Consider the following 17398-nt stretch of genomic DNA (forward strand, 5'->3'; position numbering starts at 1 on the left):
GGCCTGGTCGTCATCGGCGGGGGAACGGCCGGGCTGCTGCTGACCCGGCACGCCACCGCGGCGATCCGCCCGCCCGCTGCCGGGCTGGACGCGCTGCCCGCGCCAACCGGCCCGATCGTGGCACCGCCCCAGTCGGCGGACCCGCGGCCGGTTGCCAGACCGGTCTCGCTCACGATCCCGATCATCGGCGTGGACACCAAGCTGATCACGCTCGGCCTCGCCGCCGATGGCACCTTGCAGGTTCCGTCATCGGCCACGGTCGCGGGCTGGTACACGGGCAGCCCCCGGCCGGGTGCGATCGGCTCGGCGATCATCGTGGGGCACATCGACAACTACCAAGGGCCCGGGGTGTTCTTCCGGCTCCGGGAGCTGAAGCGCGGCGACGAGGTCTACATCCGGCGTGCGGACGGCACCCTGGCGGTATTCCGCGTCACCGCCGTCCGGTCCTACCTGAAGGATCACTTCCCCTCCGAGGCCGTGTACGGCCCGGTCCCTGACGCCGAACTCCGCCTCATCACCTGCGGCGGGGTCTTCGACTACGCCACCGGCCACTACCTGAGCAACATCGTCGTCTACGCCACCGAGGTGAAGTGACCCAACCCCGCTGCATGGATGTCTCCTTTACCCGGTACCTCACGGCCCGCCGCGGCCTAGCTCCCCGCCGTCGTGGCTAAGATTCCTATTTTGGCCGAACGAGCCGTGGTTTCTCCTCTCGGTGAAGCCAGCCGTCCGCAGGAGGAGACCATGGAGCTGCAGGTCACGGACAATCCAGACGAGCAGCGATTCGAGATCCGCGCGGACGGCGAGCTCGCCGGGGTCATCGTGTACCACATGCGCGGCACCACGATCGCGTTCCTGCACACCGAGACCGATGACAAGTTCCGCGGCCTGGGCGTCGCCGGCCGCCTGGTCCAGTCCAGCCTCGACTCGGCCCGAGAACGCCACCTGTCGGTGCTGCCGTACTGCCCATACGTCAAGACCTGGATCGCCAAGCACCCCGGCTACCTGGACCTAGTCCCCGAGGACCGTCACCCCGACTTCGGCCTGTTACTTCTGCTCCCACCCAAGATTCGCTTATTTTTCCGGGAGGATTAGGGCTTATGGGAGGACTCGGTGTGCTGGAGTGCACCGGATACTCCCGGGAACCCGGATTCTCCCAGATCTTTGGGCGGTGGAGCGCACCACGACGCTCCTATGCAACATCGTGCGCACAGGTGTCACCAGGTGACCAGGAAACGGTCCACACTTATCGCGTCACAGGTCCGCGATGGCCCGCGCCGGGTCGAGTTCGGGCGATCCGCTTGGCTCCCAGTCCTCCTCCGACCGCGCATAGGGATACCAGCGCAGATCCCGGCCAAGACGCAGTTGCAGATGACCGGAGGTGATCCGGTTGCCGTGCACGGTGTCCGTGCCGCTGGTCTTGGTGCGCAGCACGGCTCGTGCCGCTTGCAGCAGGTCGGCGGCATCGGGATCCTCGGCGGCCGGTTCCCACTCGACCTGCAGCGTCTCCAGGCCGGTCGCGCCGCCCTGCCGCCAGGCCAGCGCCTGCCGGGCGAGCTCGCGGCCGTCGACCCCGGAGCGCTCCGTTAGCTTTCCGAACGCGGGTGTGCCCAGCGCCCTGGCCGCCCTCCGGGCCAGGTCCGAGTTCGCGTCCAGGCCCAGCCCGGCGTCGGCGGACAGGCCCGCCGCCATCTCCCAGGCCCGCACGGTCGCGTCCGCAGCGAGTTCCAGCAGGTCGTCACGGAGGTCTGGCCGCGAGGGCGGCGGATCAACGGGGAGCGCCGCCGGGTGCCCTGGCCGCCGTGGCGGCAGCGGCGGGGCGGGTATCGCCGCCGACGATTCCGGTGCGCCGAACACCGTCCTGGCATCCACGCCCTCGTCATCAGCCAACCGCCCGGCCTGACCCGTTCCGGCCGGCCTGGCGTCGGCCTGGTTGCCTGGTGTGTCCGGCTGGCCGGGCGTGGTTCCGCGCCTGCGGGCCCGCACTCCGGCCAGAACCTGGTCCCTGGTCCGGCCGCGCAGCAGGAACAGGGTGAAGGGATCGGCATCCAGGGCGTCGGTAATCAGGTAACAGGCGGCCGCCGAGTGCTTGCACGGGTCCGCGTCATCCGGGCAGCTGCACCGCGGTCCGATCTCGCCGCCGCCGGGGAGCAGGTCGAGGCCCGCGCTGGCCGCGTCGTCGGCGATCTCCGAAGGCAGTTCGCCGTCGAGCAACGCCGCCGCGTGGCCGAGCCGGGCGGAGATCGCCGTGAGCACCCGGTCCCATTCCTCATCGGTGAACCGGCGCACCCGGACCCGGACCGTGTACGGTTCGGTCTTCCTGCCCTGCACCTGGGCCGTCGCCTCGCCAGGCAAAAGGGTCAGCGACCCGACCGTGCCGCTGCGCGCGTAGTCCCGGCCGCGCGGCAGCCGGTTCGGGTCCAGCCGCGCCCGCTGTTCCAGCGCCTCCACCCAGGCCCGGCCCCACCAGGTGCGCCCGAACTCGGTGTCCCCGGTCACGACGCGGCCCGCAGGCTGACGAGCTCGGCAAGCTCGTTGTCCGACAGTTCGGCGAGCCAGCGCTCGCCCGAGCCAACGACAGCGTCGGCGAGATCGCGCTTGCGCTCCAGCAGGGCCGCGATGCGATCCTCGAGCGTTCCCTCGGCGATCAGCCGGTGCACCTGAACCGGGCGGTCCTGGCCGATCCGGTACGCCCGGTCGGTGGCCTGATCCTCCACCGCAGGGTTCCACCAGCGGTCGTAGTGCAGCACGTGCGTCGCCCTGGTGAGCGTCAGCCCTGTGCCGCCCGCCTTCAGCGACAGCAAGAACACCGGCACGCTCCCGGCCTGGAATTCCGCCACCATCTCCTCCCGCCGCCGCACCGGGACCCCGCCGTGCAGGAACAGCGAGCGGATCCCGCGCGCGTCGAGGTGCTGCTGCAGCAAGGTAGCCATCTGGGTGTACTGGGAGAAGACGAGCATCGACTCGCCGCCTGCCAGGATCAGGTCGGTCAGCTCGTCGAACGCCGCCAGCTTCCCCGAACGCCCCGCCAGTGGCCCCGGCTGCTTCAGATACTGCGCCGGGTGGTTGCAGATCTGCTTCAGCCCGGTCAGCAGCTTGAACACCAGCCCCGCCCGCTCGATCCCCTCGGAGGTGGCGATCGTCTGCATCGTCTCGCGGACCATCGCCTCGTACAGCGTCACCTGTTCGGCGGTCAGCGGCACTAGCTGGTCGGTCTCGGTCTTGCGGGGCAGTTCGGGCGCGATCCCCGGGTCGGTCTTCCGCCGCCGCAGCAGGAACGGCCGGATCAGTGCGGCGAACCGCCTGGTCGTGTCGGGGTCGCGGTAGATCTCGATCGGCGCCGCGATCCGGCGGGTGAACGCCTCTAGCTGCCCGAGCAGGCCTGGCGTGGTCCAGTCCAGGATCGCCCACAGTTCCGACAGCCGGTTCTCCACCGGCGTCCCGGTCAGCGCGACCCTCGCCGGAGCCCGTAGCGCCCGAAGCGAGCGCGCAGTCCGCGCCAGCGGGTTCTTCGCGTGCTGCGCCTCATCCGCGACGATCAGGCCCCAGCCGGTCTCGGCGAGCCGTGCGCTGTCACGCCGCACCACGCCGTAGGTGACAAGGACGACCTCGTCGACGGCCAGGTCGCCCAGGTGCCGTACGACGCCGTGGAAGCGGCGGACCGGGATCTCCGGGGCGAACCGCCGGATCTCACGCTCCCAGGTGCCGAGCAGCGACGCCGGACACACCACGAGCGTGGGCCCGGCCTTCAGGTCCCGTCGGTGCAGGTGCAGCGCGATGATCTGGATCGTCTTGCCAAGCCCCATGTCGTCGGCGAGGCAGCCGCCGAGCCCGGAATCGCACATCCCCGCTAGCCAGGCCAGGCCCCGCTGCTGGTACGGCCGCAGCGCCGCCTGCAGGCCCGCCGGTGTTTCGACCGGATTGGGCGCCGACCCCAGGCTGGCGACCCGCGCCGCCAGGTCGGCCAGCGGCCCTTGGGCGGTGATCTCGACGGTCTCGCCGTCGATCTCCGCCGCCCCCGCGAGCAGCGCGCCGAGCGCCTCGGTCGTGCGCATCCGGGCCCGCGGCGGCCGGCGCAGCCGGTCGAGCAGGGCCGGGTCGAGGAGCACCCAGCGGCCCCGCAGCCTGATCAGCGGGCGCTTGGCCTCGGCCAGGACGGCGATTTCGTCGGCATCGAGCAGCGCCCCGTCCAGGGTGAGCTGCCAGTGGAATTCAAGCAGGGCGTCGAGCCCGAGCCCGGATTCGGTCAGTCGCTCAGGGGCCGGCGTGACCGCGGCGCGTAGCTTGAGGCCGTCGTCGGCCAGGCTGGCGGGCCACAGCACCTCGATGCCGATCCCGGCCAGTTCCTCGGCCGCCGGGCCGAGCAGGCTGCTGAGCGCGTCATCGTCTAGCGCCATCGCCGACGGACTGGCCTGCTCAAGCACCTGCGCCAGTGGCGGCCACACCGAGGCCCCGCGCCGCAGCGCGAGCAGCAGGTCCGTCTCCGCCTGCGGGCCGAACCTGGCCAGCACGGTCTCGGGCTGGCTCCACAGCGCGGCCGCATCGACGATCAGGCTCGGGTCGGCAGTGCTGCGCAACTGCAGCACCAGCCGGAACGCGGGTCCCGCCTCCTCCACGTCCTCAACATCCTCAAAGCCCACGACGGCCGGAAGGTCGTCCACGGGATCGAGCTCGAAGAACTCCGCCTCGCCGCCGAATGCCTCCGCCGCCTGCCCCGGCCCCGGCCGCGGCGGGACCGCCTCGATCCGCAGGCCCAGGCGCGCCCCTGCCGACAATCCGTCCGTAGTATCCGCCAGCCAGTCGGCGAGATCGCCGACCTCGGTGGCTTCGACGGCGGCGAACGCCGTGGCGGCGGTGGTCCTGGCAGCCGCCGGCGACCGGACGATCGTGTCGGCGATCGCGTCCCACAGGTCGCGTACCAGGGACTCTGGGGAGCGCAGCCGCATCGGGCGCGAGCCGGGGACGGCGATCGCGTGCGCGGCGGGCGGGAAGGCGGCGGCCAGCTCGCGCAGCCAGCTGAGATCGGACGGGTCGAGCGGCCCGGCCCGCCAGACGTCGGTGTCGCCAGGTCCGACCGTCGGCAGCAGCCGACCGCGCGCGATCAGGCCCACCCCGGCGGCGGCGGCCGCGGCCCAGACCCGAACGCTGCGCCGCATCCCCAGCGCGTTCTCCGCGCTCAGCAGCAGCGGGAGCGCCTCGGCCAACGGGATGAGCTCGGCCGACACCATGCGCTTACGGATCCCGTAGGTGCCGGCCGGGAACACCAGCTCAACCTTCGCGTTGCCCGGAACGGGATTGCCGGGTCCCCTTCCCCACGCGGCGAACACCCCCCGCCGGGGAACCTCGTTCGGCACGAAGACAAGCTCGGCGTCAAGCACGAAACCGCACGATACCGGCTCCGCGCCGGGACACGCCGGGACACGCCGGAACTTCCCGGCGTGTCCTGTCTGATCGCCTGATCGCGACCGGGCCTAGCCAGCTGAATTCACGGTTTCCTGCCCACGGCGACGTAGGCGGGGAGTTCGCGGTCTGGCGTCTCGGGCAGCGGACGCCAGCGGTTGGCGGTGGTGACGCCCGGCTCGACCAGTTCAAGGCCCGCGAAGAACCGCTCCACTTCGGGCCGGCTGCGGAAGGTGAGGGTGACGCCGGGGCTGCCCGCGGCCAGGTGGACGGCAGCGGCAGCCTGACGCTCGGCGTCGATGTCACTGGCCGGGATGGAGATCGCCAGATAGCTGCCTGAGGGGACTGCCTGCATGAGCCTTTCGACCACCGCATACGGATCCCTGAGTACCTGCAAGATCGCGAGCATCGTGACCGCGACCGGCTGGCTGAAGTCGAGTGTGTGCTCGGCCAGCATGAGGATCGTGTCCGGGTCGTTGGCGTCGGCGTCGAGGTAGGCACAGGTGCCTTGCTCGGTGCTGGTCAGCAGCGCGCGGGCGTGGGCGAGCACGATGGGATCCTTGTCCACGTAGACAACCCGCGAATCCGGGGCGACGGCCTGCGCCACCTCGTGCGTGTTGTTAGCCGTGGGGATGCCGGTGCCGATGTCGAGGAACTGCCGGATTCCGGCCTCGCCAGCCAGATACCGTACGGCGCGGATGAGGAAGTCCCGGTTGGCGCGGACCCCCATGATGATGTCCGGATTGGCCTCGAGCGCCAGGTCGCCCGTCGCCCTGTCGACGGTGAAGTTGTCTTTCCCGCCTAGCCAGTAGTCGTAGACCCGGGCCTGATGGGGGACGTTGGTGTCGACCAGGGGTATCTGGCCTTCTTCTGTGCTCTTCGGACCAGATACCACGGGTGCCGCCTTCTCCAGACTGACCTGAATGACGTCAAGGTTAGCGTCCGCCCATTTCCCCCGCAGCCTTCCCCCCGGGCCTTCCCCAGCAGCCGCTAAGAAGGGTCCCCAGGGGCCGGCCTCATGAAGCCTTGAACACCGTATCAAGATGCCACTCAAGAAACTCGCGGTGCGGTCGGCCCGCGGCAAGCGCCCGGAAATCGCGGCCGCCGCCTGCCCGCCAGAAGTTGACCGGATCGCGGGTGACAACGCACAACGGACAACGGACAACGGCGGCGGCACGCGGTCCCGCTGCCGGCGAAGACCATTAGCATTAGTGGCTTCGGCGTTCTGCTCCTGGGTCAGCTTGCGGTTCCCGTCGGCCACCCAGGTGCGGCCCGGTTGGGTAGAGAGAGTCGGCCGGGTTCGTTCGGGATATCATGCCGGCTCAGCTGGCCACGGCTGTCCCGACTGGGCTGTCGAAGTCAGAAGCCGAAGGCGTCCAGTTGAGTGACGAGGCCGGTGTCCAGGTCGTAATAGGCGCCCACGATGCCGAGCTCGCGGCGGCTCACCAGGCCGGCGAGCGGGCCGTCGTGGGCGAGCGCGTAGGCGGTGCGCAGGATCTGGGCGCGCACCACCTGGTCGATTAGCTCGGCGGCCTCCTCTGGGGTGATTGAGGTCTCCGTAGCGGGGGTGGTGCCTGTTGCCTTGTGATACGCGGGCCGGAGCCGCTGCACGATCGCGTCCAGGTGGCCCGGCAGGCGCTCTGCGCTCCGGATGGCGTGTACGGCGGCGGTGACCGCGCCGCACCGCGCGTGCCCGACGACCACGATCAGCGGCGTCCCGTTCTCCAGCGGACCGTATTCGATGGACGCGGTGACCAGGCCGTCGATTGTCTGCGCGCCGGTGCGGACAGCGAACAGGTCACCGATCCCCTGGTCGAAGACGGTCTCGGGCGGCAGCCGCGAGTCAATGCACGACACGATGGTGGCGAACGGGTCCTGCCGGGCCGCCACCCGCTCCCGGCGGGCCGCATCCTGGTCGGGGTGCACCAGGTGCCCGTCGGCCCAGTGCCGGTTGCCGGTTTCGAGCCTGGCCCACGCCTGCGCGGGCGACGCCCGCGGATCATTCACGCGTCGGTTATACCGCGGCGGAGCGGGCTGGGACTGCTTTACGACCGGTAGCAGTAGGAGTCGGACGAGGAGTCGCCGCCCTGCAGTCGCACCTGGTGCACCCGCAGGCCGCGGAAGTCTGCCCCGTGCGGGAAGAACTTCTCGTCGATGCGAAGCCCGCCGCCCGCGGCCGGGTCGGTGTCGATCTTGGCGAACCAGGCGCCGACGCCGTCCGGGTAGTGGTCGTCCCAGGACCCGTACAGCGAGTTGGTCAGGTAGATCCGCTTGCCGTCCCGGCTGATCTCGACCATCTGCGGGCCGCCTGCCAGCGGCGAGCCCGGCGCGGCGGGGTGGGCGGCCCGTCCCACGATGCCGCCGAGCCGGACCGAGCCAGCCTCTCGCGGGTGCAAGGTGTCGCTGACGTCGTACTGCTTGAGCTCGCCGGTGCCCCAGCAGGAGACGTAGAGGAACTTTTCGTCCACCGACAGGTTGATGTCGGTGACGAGCGCCGGCACGGCGCCGAACGGCTAGACGTGGATCTGCGACGACCGCAGCCCGGGCAGCAGCAGGTACCGGCGCTGCAGCCCGTCGGCGTGGTGCCCGGCGTGCGCGAACGCGCTGCTGCAGGCGTTCCAGCCGAAGTGGTGCGGCTCGTTCCCGCTGCTCGGCAGGTCGGCCCAGCCTGCGACCTTGCCGTATTCCGCCGACGCCGGGTCGGCGTCGAGCACGACCAGCGCGTCCGGCTGCCGCGCGGCGCGGTCGAAGGCGACCACGTACGCCAGCTTCTCCGGGGGCGCCCTGCCCAACCGCGCGGCCTTCCATGCCCGGGTAACGCCCGGGCAGAGGCCCGGGCAAGGCCCGGCAGAGGCCCGGGCAAGGCCCGGGAGAGGCCCGGGCAAGGCCCGGGAGAGGAGGGCGAGGAGCTAGCCTGCCATACGTGACGACTGCTTTCGTGCTCGGCGGCGGCGGGCTGCTCGGCGCGCACGAAGTCGGCATGCTCCGGGCGCTCGCGGAGGCGAAAATACGCCCCGACATCGTCGTCGGCACCTCGATCGGCGCGGTCAACGGCGCCTTCGTCGCCGCCGATCCTGGCGGGGCGGCGGAACGGCTCACCGACCTGTGGCGCGGCGAGTCGCTGCGGACGGTGTTCAGCGAGACCGTGCTGGAGCGCGCGGTCCGGCTGATGCGGTCAGGCACCCACCTACACGCGATCGAGCCGTTGCGGAAGCTGCTCGCCGACAAGCTCCCGGCCAGGGATTTCACAGACCTCGAGCTTCCGTTCCACTGCGTCGCCGCGAGCATCGAGGACGCGGCGGCGCGCTGGTTCACCAACGGCCCGCTCATCCCGGCCGTCATGGCCTCGTGCGCCGTGCCCGGCCTGCTGCCGCCGGTCGAGATCGATGGCAGCCACTACTTCGACGGCGGGCTCGTCGACTCGATTCCGGTCGGCCGCGCGATCGCGCTCGGCGCCCGCACCGTCTACGTGCTGCACGCCGGACGGATCGAGAGCCCGCTCAGCGTCCCGACCCGGCCCTGGGAGGTGGGTCTTGTCGCGTTCGAGATCGCGCGCAGGCACAGGTTTCACGAGGAGATGTCGGCGCTGCCGCCCGACGTCCAGGCGCATGTGCTGCCCACCGGAGGGGACCAGCTTCCGCCTGGGTTGCGCCAATTCCGTTATCGCAGCAGGAAAACGGTTAGTACAAGCATTGACCGCTCGTATGCAGCATCAGCGAACTACCTCGCCCGGCAGGGGGGAAGCCCGGGGAGCTGATGACTATCTCGGGGAGCCGATGACCTTAGGGAGGCGCCGATGCTTCCGCCCAGGGTAGTCCGACGTCTGGTGTTCGCGCCGCTCGTCGTCGTGATGGCCGCCGCCCTGGCCGTGCTCGCGCCGCCCGTGGCCCTGCTCAGCGCGGCGCTCAGGCTGGTCAGGCGCTGCGCAAGCCCCGGGGGCCCCGGACGCCTTGGGGGCCCCGGACGCCCTGGGCGCCGTCCGAAACGGATGCGGGTGCTGCGGGTGGTCTGCTTCGCGCTCGTGTGGTTCCTCGGCGAAACCGCCGCACTGACGGTTTTCGGCTGCCTGTGGCTGGTGAGCGGCTTCGGCGGGCGGCTGGACACCGAGCCGTATCAGAGCCGCCACTACGGGGTGATGCGCTGGTTCCTCGACCTGATGTACCGCGCCGCCCAGCGCACGTGCGGGCTGCGGGTCGAGGTCGCCGCCCCGCTCGACGCGGTCGCTCTCACCGGCCGCCCGGTCATCGTGTGCAGCCGCCACGCCGGCCCGGGCGACTCGCTGCTGCTCGTCCACCACCTGGTCGCCGCGTGCGGGCGGCGTCCGCGCGTGGTGATGAAGGCCACGCTGCAGCTGGACCCGAGCCTCGACGTGCTGGCCAACCGGGTGCCCAACGCGTTCGTCCACCGCCGCCGGCCGGAAACGAGAGCCGGATCCAGGCACCACACCGAGCAGATCAGGCGGCTGGCAGCAGGGCTCGACCAGCGGGGCGCGCTCGTCATCTTCCCGGAAGGCGGCAACTGGACGCCGCTTCGCTGGCGGCACGCGATCGACCGGCTGCGGCGGCGGGGTCTTGAAAATTTGGCCGAACGAGCCGTGGCGATGCCCAACGTGCTCGCTCCTCGCGTCAGCGGGGCGTTCGCCGCGATCGCCGCCTGCCCGTCCGCGGACGTTGTCTTCGTCGCCCACACGGGCCTGGACACGCTGGTCAGCGTCCGCGACGTCTGGCGGGGACTGTCGGCCGACCTCACGGTGCGGGCGCGCTGGTGGCGGGTCCCGGCAGGCGAGGTGCCGCGCGCGGCGCCTCGCCAGGCCCAGGCCGCCTGGCTGTACGACTGGTGGCAGCGCATCGACGCGTGGATCGCGGCGGAAAACCCCCAGCGAGTCCGGTCACTGACGCTCTTACCCGCGAGGGCGGCAGGCCGCTACGCAGGCCGCGGGCTAAGCCCGGGCTGCCCGCATGTTTAGGCAATTCTCCCGATGTGCTGATCAGGGGCTTACGGCCAGCCTGTAAGTGCGGCGTCGGCAACCACGCGGACAGGAGGCAGCAGAATGAACACAGATCGGTTCCGGCGGCTGGCCGGCCGGATCGCGGCCGTGCTCGCCGAGATGAACGAGGCTCAGCGCCGGGCGACCGTGCTGCGTGTCGCGCCGGACAACTACCTGGTCAGGCCCGATGAGCCGCCGGACAGCTACGCCGAGTTCCTCGCCAGGACGTCGGGCCCCCTGCTGCACGAACCCCCGGCGGAAGACCGCACTGCCGCGTAACGGCGGCGCTGACGGCACCCCTGCGGCCCCGCCGTCGTCCGCCTCGGCGGGTTACCTGATCGCCAGGTACGCGAAGCTGAGGATTCCCGCCGCTAGGCAGTAGATGCCGAACGGGTTGAGCGACCGCGACTCGCTGAAGTACCTGGTCAGGAACCGGACCGACAGGTAGGCGCCCACGAAGGACAGCAGGCTGCCAACCAGCACGGGCCCGTGGATGCCCGTCCCCAGCGGGCCGAACAGGTCGTGGACCTTCAGCAGGCCAGCGGCCAGGATCACCGGCGCGGACAGCAGGAACGAGAACCGGACCGCGTCCTCGCGGTTCAGCCCGCGGCCCATGCCCGCGACCGTGACGATGCCGTCCCGGCTGATGCCGGGCAGCAGCGCCAGGATCTGCGCGGAGCCGACGAGGATAGCCCGCCCGTAACCCATCCTGGACAGCCGCCGGTCCGCGGCCACCGCCCGATCGGTGTCGGCCGGCTGCGCGGCAGGCGTCCGATTGGCGGCCCGCGGCGCGGCCCCGCCCGGCCGGCTGTAGGGCCAGTCGTCCTGCCCGGACCACGGATCGGGTGCCTGCCACTGCTGCTGCTGCCACTGCTGCTGCCACGGCTGCTGCCGGTACCCGTCGTAGCCGCCGGGGGCCGGCCCGCCGTTCCACGCGCCGTCTCCCGCGCCGCCGTCTCCCGCGCCGCCGTCCCACGGACCGCCGTCCCCCGCACCGGCTTGCGCCGAATCCGGGCCCCAGAACTCCGGTGGCGGCCCCCCGGCCGAGGCGGCAGGGGAACCGGAGGAGACCGGCACGGCCGCACCCCCGCTGACCGCCGCGCCGGCCACCGCGCCGGCCCCAGCGGAAGCCCCGGCCCGCGCCCGCCGCTGCCGCTCGCTGTACAGCAGCACCAGCCCGTTGGCGGCAAGGAAAAGCGCGGTCAGCTCCGGCCTGGCGAACACCTTGGTGAACACCGTCTGCAGCGCCGCGCCTGCGATGCCCACCGGGATCGTCGCGAGCACGATCATCCACGCCAGCCGCTGGTCGGAGGTCACGATCTCCCGCCGCCGCACCGAAGACCAGAAGCCGCGCACGATCCGCAGCCAGTCGCGCCAGAAGTAGGCGATCATCGCGAGCGCGGTCGCGACGTGCAGCCCGACGATGAACGCCAGGTACGGCGACCCTGGCGCGGACACGCTCAGGTCCTTGGCCCACTGCCCGCCGATCAGCGCAGGCAGCAGGACGTTGTGCCCGAGGCTCGACACCGGAAAGAGTTCGGTCACCCCCTGGATGAGGCCGGTAACTACCGCCTCGGCGTAGGTGAGGTGCGACATCAGTCAGGCTCCCTTTCTGGCGTGGGGGAGATCCAAGGCATATATACCGAACGAGCAGTGGCGCCTGGTGATACCGCGTCGATTGCGCCTGCTATGACCACCGAGCGACCAGACTAGCCTCCCGACCAGGCATCGCGCGCCGGACTGGCGACAGCGCAGCGATGCGAGCTAGCTCACCGCGTAGGCGTCGACCGTCGTCACGGCGACCGTGTCCCCGGCCGAATCCGTGCCCTGCACCCGCAGCGAGACGTAGCCGGCCTTGGCCGGGTTGGCCACCACGACGGTCCACCGGTAGCCGCTTCCGCTCACCCGCAGCGCGCGCCACGTGGCGCCGCCGTTGACCGACACCCAGGCCTTGACGCCATGCGCCACGATGTCGCCGCCCAGATCGGAGAACCAGATCGGCACCGTGGTCCTGGTGCCGCTCCGGGCCGCGTTGCGCTCCGACAGGCCGCTGGGGATGACCCGCGGCCAGAACGCGTCCGGTGAGTCGTGGCCGGCCTGGGTACGGAAGTTGTAGTACAGCGCGACCGACCGCGACAGCGTCGCCCCGGCGCCCCGGCTCGCCTGAATCCGCATGGTGTACCAGTGCGGCGCCGCGGAGATCGTCGCCGAGACATCGCCGCTGCCCCGCGCGAGCAGCTTCTTGCCCTCGTACAGCCAGGTCTGCTCGGCGCTGACCGGCAGCCCGTAGGAGGTGTCGAGCTCCTGGGTGGGGTCGACGAGCAGCCCGCCGCCGTCCGTCCCGACCTGCAGCTGGTTTCCCGACACGACGGCGCCGACCTGCGGGGAGGGCCCGAACACCGCGCTGCCGAACGTCTGCGCGTAGTGGTGGACGCCGAACACCGGCAGGTTGTTCAGGTCATCGATATCGCAGCCCTGCGGGCCGTAGAACACGCATGCCTGCCATTGGTACCCCGGCGTGAAGTAGAACTCGACGCTGAACGGAGGCGTCGCCCACTGGCCCACCACGCCGGATGGCAGGTCGTAGGACGCGCCGGGCGCCAGCGCCGCGAAGCCCACGCCGCCGACCGCGCCGGGGTCGACGGCCTTCAGCGTGACGTCGTCGCTGGCCAGTTCCGCCCGGTCGCTCGCGAACGTCAGGTCCGTGGGAATGGTGCCCTTGATCAGCCGCACGAGCCGGTACTCGACCGGGCTGAGGTCGTCGTGCGGCCGGATCATGGCGGCCTCGAGGTAGAGGTAGTAGCCGGGCGGCAGCGCGCCGGGGACGGCGTAGGTCGCCCCGGCGGGGGTGGCGCGGGACCCGTCGAACGCGTCGTAACCGTCCGGCGCGAACGGCTCGGCCGCCACGTAGTCCTGGGTGACCGTGGAGTCGTTGACGGTGAACCGGATCAGGCGGCCCGGCCGGGCGTCGAAGGTGACCGTCACGTTCGCGGTGATCTTGACCTCCCTGTCCACCAGGGTGGCCGCCGTTTTGCCCGGCTCCCAGACCCAGGCGGCGATGTTGTAGGTGCCGGGCGGCACGCGGGTCGGGTGCGCGCTGGTGAGCGTGTCGTCGACGCCGCCGGCGATGACCAGGCTCTGCAGCGACGCGGTGACCGCGACCGGCTTGCCCGCCCGGTCGATCGCGCGGATCGTGACCAACGGGTTCCCTGACGTCCCAGCCGCCCCTGACGCCACTGACGCCCCGGCCGCGCTGACCCCGACCACCGCGAGCGCCGCGCCGAGCACGGCCGTCGCGAGCACGGCAACCAGCAGCCTCATCGCCCGTCCGCCTCCATGTGCGCGTGCCAGGACCGGCCCCGCCGGCTCCGGCTGCCACCACCCTCGCGCGACCGCCGTTTGTGCGGTATTAATAACATTAATCGCGGCCATCAGTGGCTTCGCGCAAAGGCTCGTTTTATTCGAAGTTTCAATATTGACGACCGCAGAAACCCGCGGTGTGTTTTTGGCCTCTGCCCCATGGACGGCTGACCAGGCAGCAGCGAAACAATCGGCTCAGGAACGTTCCTTCCTGCCTGCCCGGAGGTCCAACCGCAATGTCGATGCCCACTGCCCTGGAGATCGCACGTCAGGCCACGCTCAAGCCTATCGCCGAGATCGCCGAGGACATCGGCATCCCACCGTGGCTGACGGAAATGCACGGCGAGCACGTCGCCAAGATTGACCTGCGAGCCATCTCCGAGCTCGCGGACCGGCCGACGGCCAAGTACGTGGTCGTCACCGCGATCACCCCGACGCCGCTCGGGGAAGGCAAGACCACGACCACGATCGGACTTGGCCAGGCCTTCAGGCACATCGGCAAGCGCGCCACGATCTCGATCCGGCAGGCGTCGATGGGCCCGACGTTCGGCATCAAGGGCGGCGCGGCAGGCGGCGGATACTCCCAGGCGGTCCCGTTCGAGCTGCTGAACCTGCACCTGACCGGCGACATGCACGCGGTCACGGCGGCGCACAACCAGATCGCCGCGATGGTGGACAACAGCCTGTACATGGGCAACGAGTTCGGCCTCGACCTGAACCAGATCACCTGGAAGCGAGTGATCGACGTCAACGACCGCGCGCTGCGCAACATCGTGATCGGCCTTGGCGCGGCCGGCGACGGCGTGCCGCGGCAGGCGGGTTTCGACATCACCGCCGCCTCGGAGGTGATGGCCGTTCTTGCGCTGTCCAAGGACCTCAAGGACCTGCGCGCGCGACTGGGCCGCATCGTGGTGGGCTACACGAAGTCCGGCGAGCCGGTCACCGCCGAGCAGCTGAAGGCGGCCGGCGCCGCGGCCGTGATCATGCGCGAGGCGCTCAAGCCGAACCTGCTGCAGACGCTGGAGAACACCCCGGTCTTCGTGCACGCCGGCCCGTTCGGCAACATCGCGCACGGCAACTCCTCCGTGGTGGCCGACCTGATCGGCATCCACACCGGCGACTTCCTCGTCACCGAGGCCGGGTTCGGCGCGGACATGGGCGCCGAGCGGTTCTTCAACATCAAGTGCCGCGTCTCCGGCCTCAGGCCGGACGCCGCGGTGGTCGTCGCCACCGTCCGCGGGCTCAAGGCGCACTCAGGCAAGTACCGCGTGGTCGCCGGCCGCCCGCTGCCCGAGCAGATGCTCAAGGAGAACCCGGAGGACGTGGCGGTCGGCGCGGCGAACCTGCGCAAGCAGCTTGAGAACATCCGGGCGCACGGCGTCGAGCCGGTGGTCGCGATCAACTCGATGCCGACCGACTTCCCGTCCGAGCTCGCCGCGATCCACGAGCTCGCCGCGTCCATGGGCGTCAAGTCGGCGGTCGGCACGCACTTCGCCGACGGCGGCCGCGGCGCGACCGAGATCGCCGAGGCGGTCGCCGAGGTGGCCGCCAAGCCGAACGACTTCCACTTCCTCTACCCGTCCGAGGCCACGCTCAAGGAGAAGATCGAGGCCCTCGCCACCAAGATCTACGGCGCCGACGGCGTGGACTACACCCCGCTGGCGGACCGGCAGCTCGACGGGTACGAGAAGAACGGCTTCGGCAGCCTGCCGGTCTGCGTCGCCAAGAGCCAGTACAGCCTGTCCCACGACGGCAACCTGAAGGGCGCCCCGACCGGCTTCCGCCTCCCCGTCCGGGAGGTCCGCGCGAGCGTCGGCGCCGGCTTCGTCTACCCGATCTGCGGCGACATGCGCACCATGCCCGGCCTGGCGAGCAAGCCCGCCGCCATCAACATCGACCTAGACGACGACGGCAACATCGTCGGCCTGTACTGAAGGGGCTGGGCGGCCCCGCGCGCCCTGCCGCCTTTTGTCGGTGCCTGGTGCGACACTGCGACCGTGGACACCCTTGACTCGGCCAGCGCCCGGGGCGCCCCGGCGCTCACCGAAGCTCAGATCGCCGCGGCACGCCTCGACGTGCCGCGGTGCCTCGGGATCCTCCCGTTCCAGGCAGGGGCGGCCCGCAGCCGCAGCCTGTGGGTGATCTTCCTGGGCAAGCGGGGGACCTGGACGCACGCGGTGCTGCCGATCGACGACCGGCTTGACATGCCCGACCGGCAGGACATCGCGGACCTTTGCAAGAGAGCCGCCGTGTGCCTGACCTATCCGCTGAGCCACGAGGACGAGCAGGCGCTTGTCATCCTGCGCAGGCCCGCGCCCCCGGTGATCAGCGCGGCGGACGCCTACATCTTCCGCTTGGTCTGCGAGGCGGCGATCGCGCGGGAGACCGCGCCCTGGACGTTCTACGTGACAGGGCCGGACGGGGCGAAGGAGTGCTTCCGGCGGCTGACCGACAGCCGGGGGCCGTCGGGCTACCCCCAGACCCGCTGAGCGGTGTCCGCCACCAGCTCGAGCTTGCGCTTTTCCTCGTCGACGGTGAGCACGTTGCCCGCCGACGTTGAGGCGAACCCGCACTGCGGGCTGATCGCCAGGTCCTCCAGGGGCACGTACCTGGCGGCCTCGTCGATCCGGCGCCGCAGGCCGTCCTGCGACTCGAGCTCAGGCACCTTGGAGGAGATCAGCCCGAGCACCACGACCGTGCCGGGGCGGACGAACCGCAGCGGCTCGAAGCCGCCCGCCCGGTCGGTGTCGTACTCAAGCAGGAACCGGTCCACGTCCACCCCCCCGAACAGCCGCTCGGCCACCGGCTCGTAGCCGCCCTTGGCCATGTAGGCGCTGCGGTTGTTGCCCCGGCAGATGTGCATGCCGACGGTGACGCCGGGGTGCTTGTCCTTCACCGCGCGGACGATCGCCGCGTCGGCGGCCACCGAGGCCTGGAGGATGATCTCCGGGTCGAGCAGGTTGCCTGTCGCCGCGCGGAAATCGGCGTCGAAAACCTGGTTGTAGGACAGCGAGTCCAGCTGCACCCACCTGGTCCCGCGTGCGACCAGGTCCGCTATCTCCTCGATCTGCAGCGCGACGAGGTCGTTGACCAGTTCCGCGGGGTCGGGGTAGGCCCCGGCGCTGACGTCCGGGCGCCAGAGTATGCCGCCCATCGCCGCGCTCATCATCGTGATCTTGAACTGGCCCGGCACGTGCCTGGCCATGTACTCCGCCTCGACGTTGGTGAGGCGGTTCTCCCTGAACACCTTGCTGGTGGCGGCCGTCATCACGAAATCCGTCTCGTCGATCGGCGGCTCCTCGCCGCTGTCCCTGCGCCACGTCACGGCCTGGGTCTCGACCACGCTCACCCCGCCGGTCGACTCCAGGATGTTGGTCATCCAGTTCGTCCGCCGGGCCTCGCCGTCGGTGAATACCTCGATGCCAGCCTCGCGCTGCAAGGCGATGTTCTCGCCCACCGCGCGGTCTTCCGCCGCGCGCAGGTCGGCGTCGCTCAGCCTGCCCTGGCGGTGCTCGGCCCGGGCCGTCAGCAGCCAGGGCTGCCGCAGCAGGCTGCCGACGTGCTCAGCGTGATAGTCCGTTGCCATTGCCGTCCGTCTCCTTTGCCGGATGCCCGCGCCGTGCCGGGCCGCGCCGGGCCGTGCCGGGCCGC

16 protein-coding genes are annotated in these 17398 nt (G+C 70.9%); 7 read left to right on the top strand and 9 right to left on the bottom strand.

Translation table 11 applies throughout. From position 1 onward, the window contains the following. Together Q1N79_RS16440 and Q1N79_RS16445 are read left to right on the top strand one after the other, a co-directional pair. Nucleotides 1-594 (top strand): class F sortase (locus Q1N79_RS16440; protein ID WP_300609949.1); only part of this gene is annotated, 594 nt, incomplete at its 5' end. Between the two features lie 150 nt (nt 595-744). After that, nucleotides 745-1095, top strand: a complete 351-nt coding sequence (locus Q1N79_RS16445) for a GNAT family N-acetyltransferase (RefSeq protein ID WP_367185080.1) — start codon at nt 745-747, stop codon at nt 1093-1095. Nucleotides 1096-1254: 159 nt separating this feature from the next. Here Q1N79_RS16445 and Q1N79_RS16450 read toward each other — a convergent pair whose 3' ends face one another. From Q1N79_RS16450 to Q1N79_RS16475, 6 genes are all read right to left on the bottom strand, one after another. After that, the gene (locus Q1N79_RS16450) at nt 1255-2499 is read right to left on the bottom strand and encodes an SWIM zinc finger family protein (RefSeq protein ID WP_300609950.1); all 1245 of its coding nucleotides are present in this window, start codon (nt 2497-2499) and stop codon (nt 1255-1257) included. Further along, nucleotides 2496-5378, bottom strand: coding sequence for a DEAD/DEAH box helicase (locus Q1N79_RS16455; RefSeq protein WP_300609951.1), 2883 nt, complete (start codon nt 5376-5378; stop codon nt 2496-2498). Before Q1N79_RS16455 ends, Q1N79_RS16450 begins: the two co-directional genes overlap by 4 nt. A gap of 107 nt (nt 5379-5485) precedes the next feature. Continuing rightward, the gene (locus Q1N79_RS16460) at nt 5486-6295 is read right to left on the bottom strand and encodes an SAM-dependent methyltransferase (RefSeq protein WP_300609952.1); all 810 of its coding nucleotides are present in this window, start codon (nt 6293-6295) and stop codon (nt 5486-5488) included. A 464-nt stretch (nt 6296-6759) separates the two neighbouring features. Then, nucleotides 6760-7407 carry a carbonic anhydrase gene (locus tag Q1N79_RS16465; RefSeq protein ID WP_300609953.1) on the bottom strand — a complete coding sequence of 216 codons (648 nt, stop codon included), beginning with the start codon at nt 7405-7407 and terminating at the stop codon, nt 6760-6762. Nucleotides 7408-7445: 38 nt separating this feature from the next. Further along, a complete protein-coding gene (locus tag Q1N79_RS16470; RefSeq protein WP_300609954.1) occupies nt 7446-7901 on the bottom strand; it encodes a selenium-binding protein SBP56-related protein in 456 nt (151 codons plus the stop codon). Nucleotides 7902-7913: 12 nt separating this feature from the next. Beyond that, nucleotides 7914-8192: a selenium-binding protein SBP56-related protein gene (locus Q1N79_RS16475; protein WP_300609955.1), complete on the bottom strand. Its 279-nt coding sequence runs from the start codon at nt 8190-8192 to the stop codon at nt 7914-7916. A gap of 131 nt (nt 8193-8323) precedes the next feature. On the opposite strand from Q1N79_RS16475, the gene Q1N79_RS16480 reads away from it, so the two are divergent. The 3 genes from Q1N79_RS16480 to Q1N79_RS16490 all read left to right on the top strand — a co-directional run bounded on the left by Q1N79_RS16480 (nt 8324) and on the right by Q1N79_RS16490 (nt 10666). After that, nucleotides 8324-9157: a patatin-like phospholipase family protein gene (locus Q1N79_RS16480; protein ID WP_300609956.1), complete on the top strand. Its 834-nt coding sequence runs from the start codon at nt 8324-8326 to the stop codon at nt 9155-9157. A 39-nt stretch (nt 9158-9196) separates the two neighbouring features. Further along, on the top strand, nt 9197-10366 hold the full coding sequence (locus Q1N79_RS16485) for a 1-acyl-sn-glycerol-3-phosphate acyltransferase (protein ID WP_300609957.1): 1170 nt from the start codon (nt 9197-9199) through the stop codon (nt 10364-10366). Nucleotides 10367-10450: 84 nt separating this feature from the next. Next, the gene (locus tag Q1N79_RS16490) at nt 10451-10666 is read left to right on the top strand and encodes a hypothetical protein (RefSeq protein ID WP_300609958.1); all 216 of its coding nucleotides are present in this window, start codon (nt 10451-10453) and stop codon (nt 10664-10666) included. Nucleotides 10667-10717: 51 nt separating this feature from the next. Here the strand turns inward: Q1N79_RS16490 and Q1N79_RS16495 are convergent, their stop codons facing one another. Then, the gene (locus Q1N79_RS16495; protein WP_300609959.1) at nt 10718-11983 is read right to left on the bottom strand and encodes an undecaprenyl-diphosphate phosphatase; all 1266 of its coding nucleotides are present in this window, start codon (nt 11981-11983) and stop codon (nt 10718-10720) included. Nucleotides 11984-12151: 168 nt separating this feature from the next. Then, complete coding sequence (locus Q1N79_RS16500; protein WP_300609960.1) at nt 12152-13708, bottom strand: hypothetical protein; 1557 nt, start codon at nt 13706-13708, stop codon at nt 12152-12154. A gap of 275 nt (nt 13709-13983) precedes the next feature. On the opposite strand from Q1N79_RS16500, the gene Q1N79_RS16505 reads away from it, so the two are divergent. Together Q1N79_RS16505 and Q1N79_RS16510 are read left to right on the top strand one after the other, a co-directional pair. Then, nucleotides 13984-15681, top strand: a complete 1698-nt coding sequence (locus Q1N79_RS16505; protein ID WP_300609961.1) for a formate--tetrahydrofolate ligase — start codon at nt 13984-13986, stop codon at nt 15679-15681. Between the two features lie 63 nt (nt 15682-15744). Then, nucleotides 15745-16236, top strand: a complete 492-nt coding sequence (locus tag Q1N79_RS16510) for a hypothetical protein (RefSeq protein ID WP_300609962.1) — start codon at nt 15745-15747, stop codon at nt 16234-16236. Here Q1N79_RS16510 and Q1N79_RS16515 read toward each other — a convergent pair. Continuing rightward, a complete protein-coding gene (locus Q1N79_RS16515) occupies nt 16218-17333 on the bottom strand; it encodes a 5-methyltetrahydropteroyltriglutamate--homocysteine S-methyltransferase (RefSeq protein WP_300609963.1) in 1116 nt (371 codons plus the stop codon). The two genes, Q1N79_RS16510 and Q1N79_RS16515, sit on opposite strands and share 19 nt — an antisense overlap. Between the last annotated feature and the right edge of the window lie 65 nt (nt 17334-17398).

This window comes from Trebonia sp. (assembly GCF_030042015.1).
GTDB lineage: Bacteria > Actinomycetota > Actinomycetes > Streptosporangiales > Streptosporangiaceae > Trebonia.

Bases quoted from the DNA above. Each gene is read 5' to 3' on its own strand.
- Q1N79_RS16490 (WP_300609958.1), top strand. From the start codon at position 10,451: ATGAACACAGATCGGTTCCGGCGGCTGGCCGGCCGGATCGCGGCCGTG.
- Q1N79_RS16515 (WP_300609963.1), bottom strand. From the start codon at position 17,333: ATGGCAACGGACTATCACGCTGAGCACGTCGGCAGCCTGCTGCGGCAG.
- Q1N79_RS16485 (WP_300609957.1), top strand. From the start codon at position 9,197: ATGCTTCCGCCCAGGGTAGTCCGACGTCTGGTGTTCGCGCCGCTCGTC.
- Q1N79_RS16500 (WP_300609960.1), bottom strand. From the start codon at position 13,708: ATGAGGCTGCTGGTTGCCGTGCTCGCGACGGCCGTGCTCGGCGCGGCG.
- Q1N79_RS16495 (WP_300609959.1), bottom strand. From the start codon at position 11,983: ATGTCGCACCTCACCTACGCCGAGGCGGTAGTTACCGGCCTCATCCAG.
- Q1N79_RS16505 (WP_300609961.1), top strand. From the start codon at position 13,984: ATGTCGATGCCCACTGCCCTGGAGATCGCACGTCAGGCCACGCTCAAG.
- Q1N79_RS16445 (WP_367185080.1), top strand. From the start codon at position 745: ATGGAGCTGCAGGTCACGGACAATCCAGACGAGCAGCGATTCGAGATC.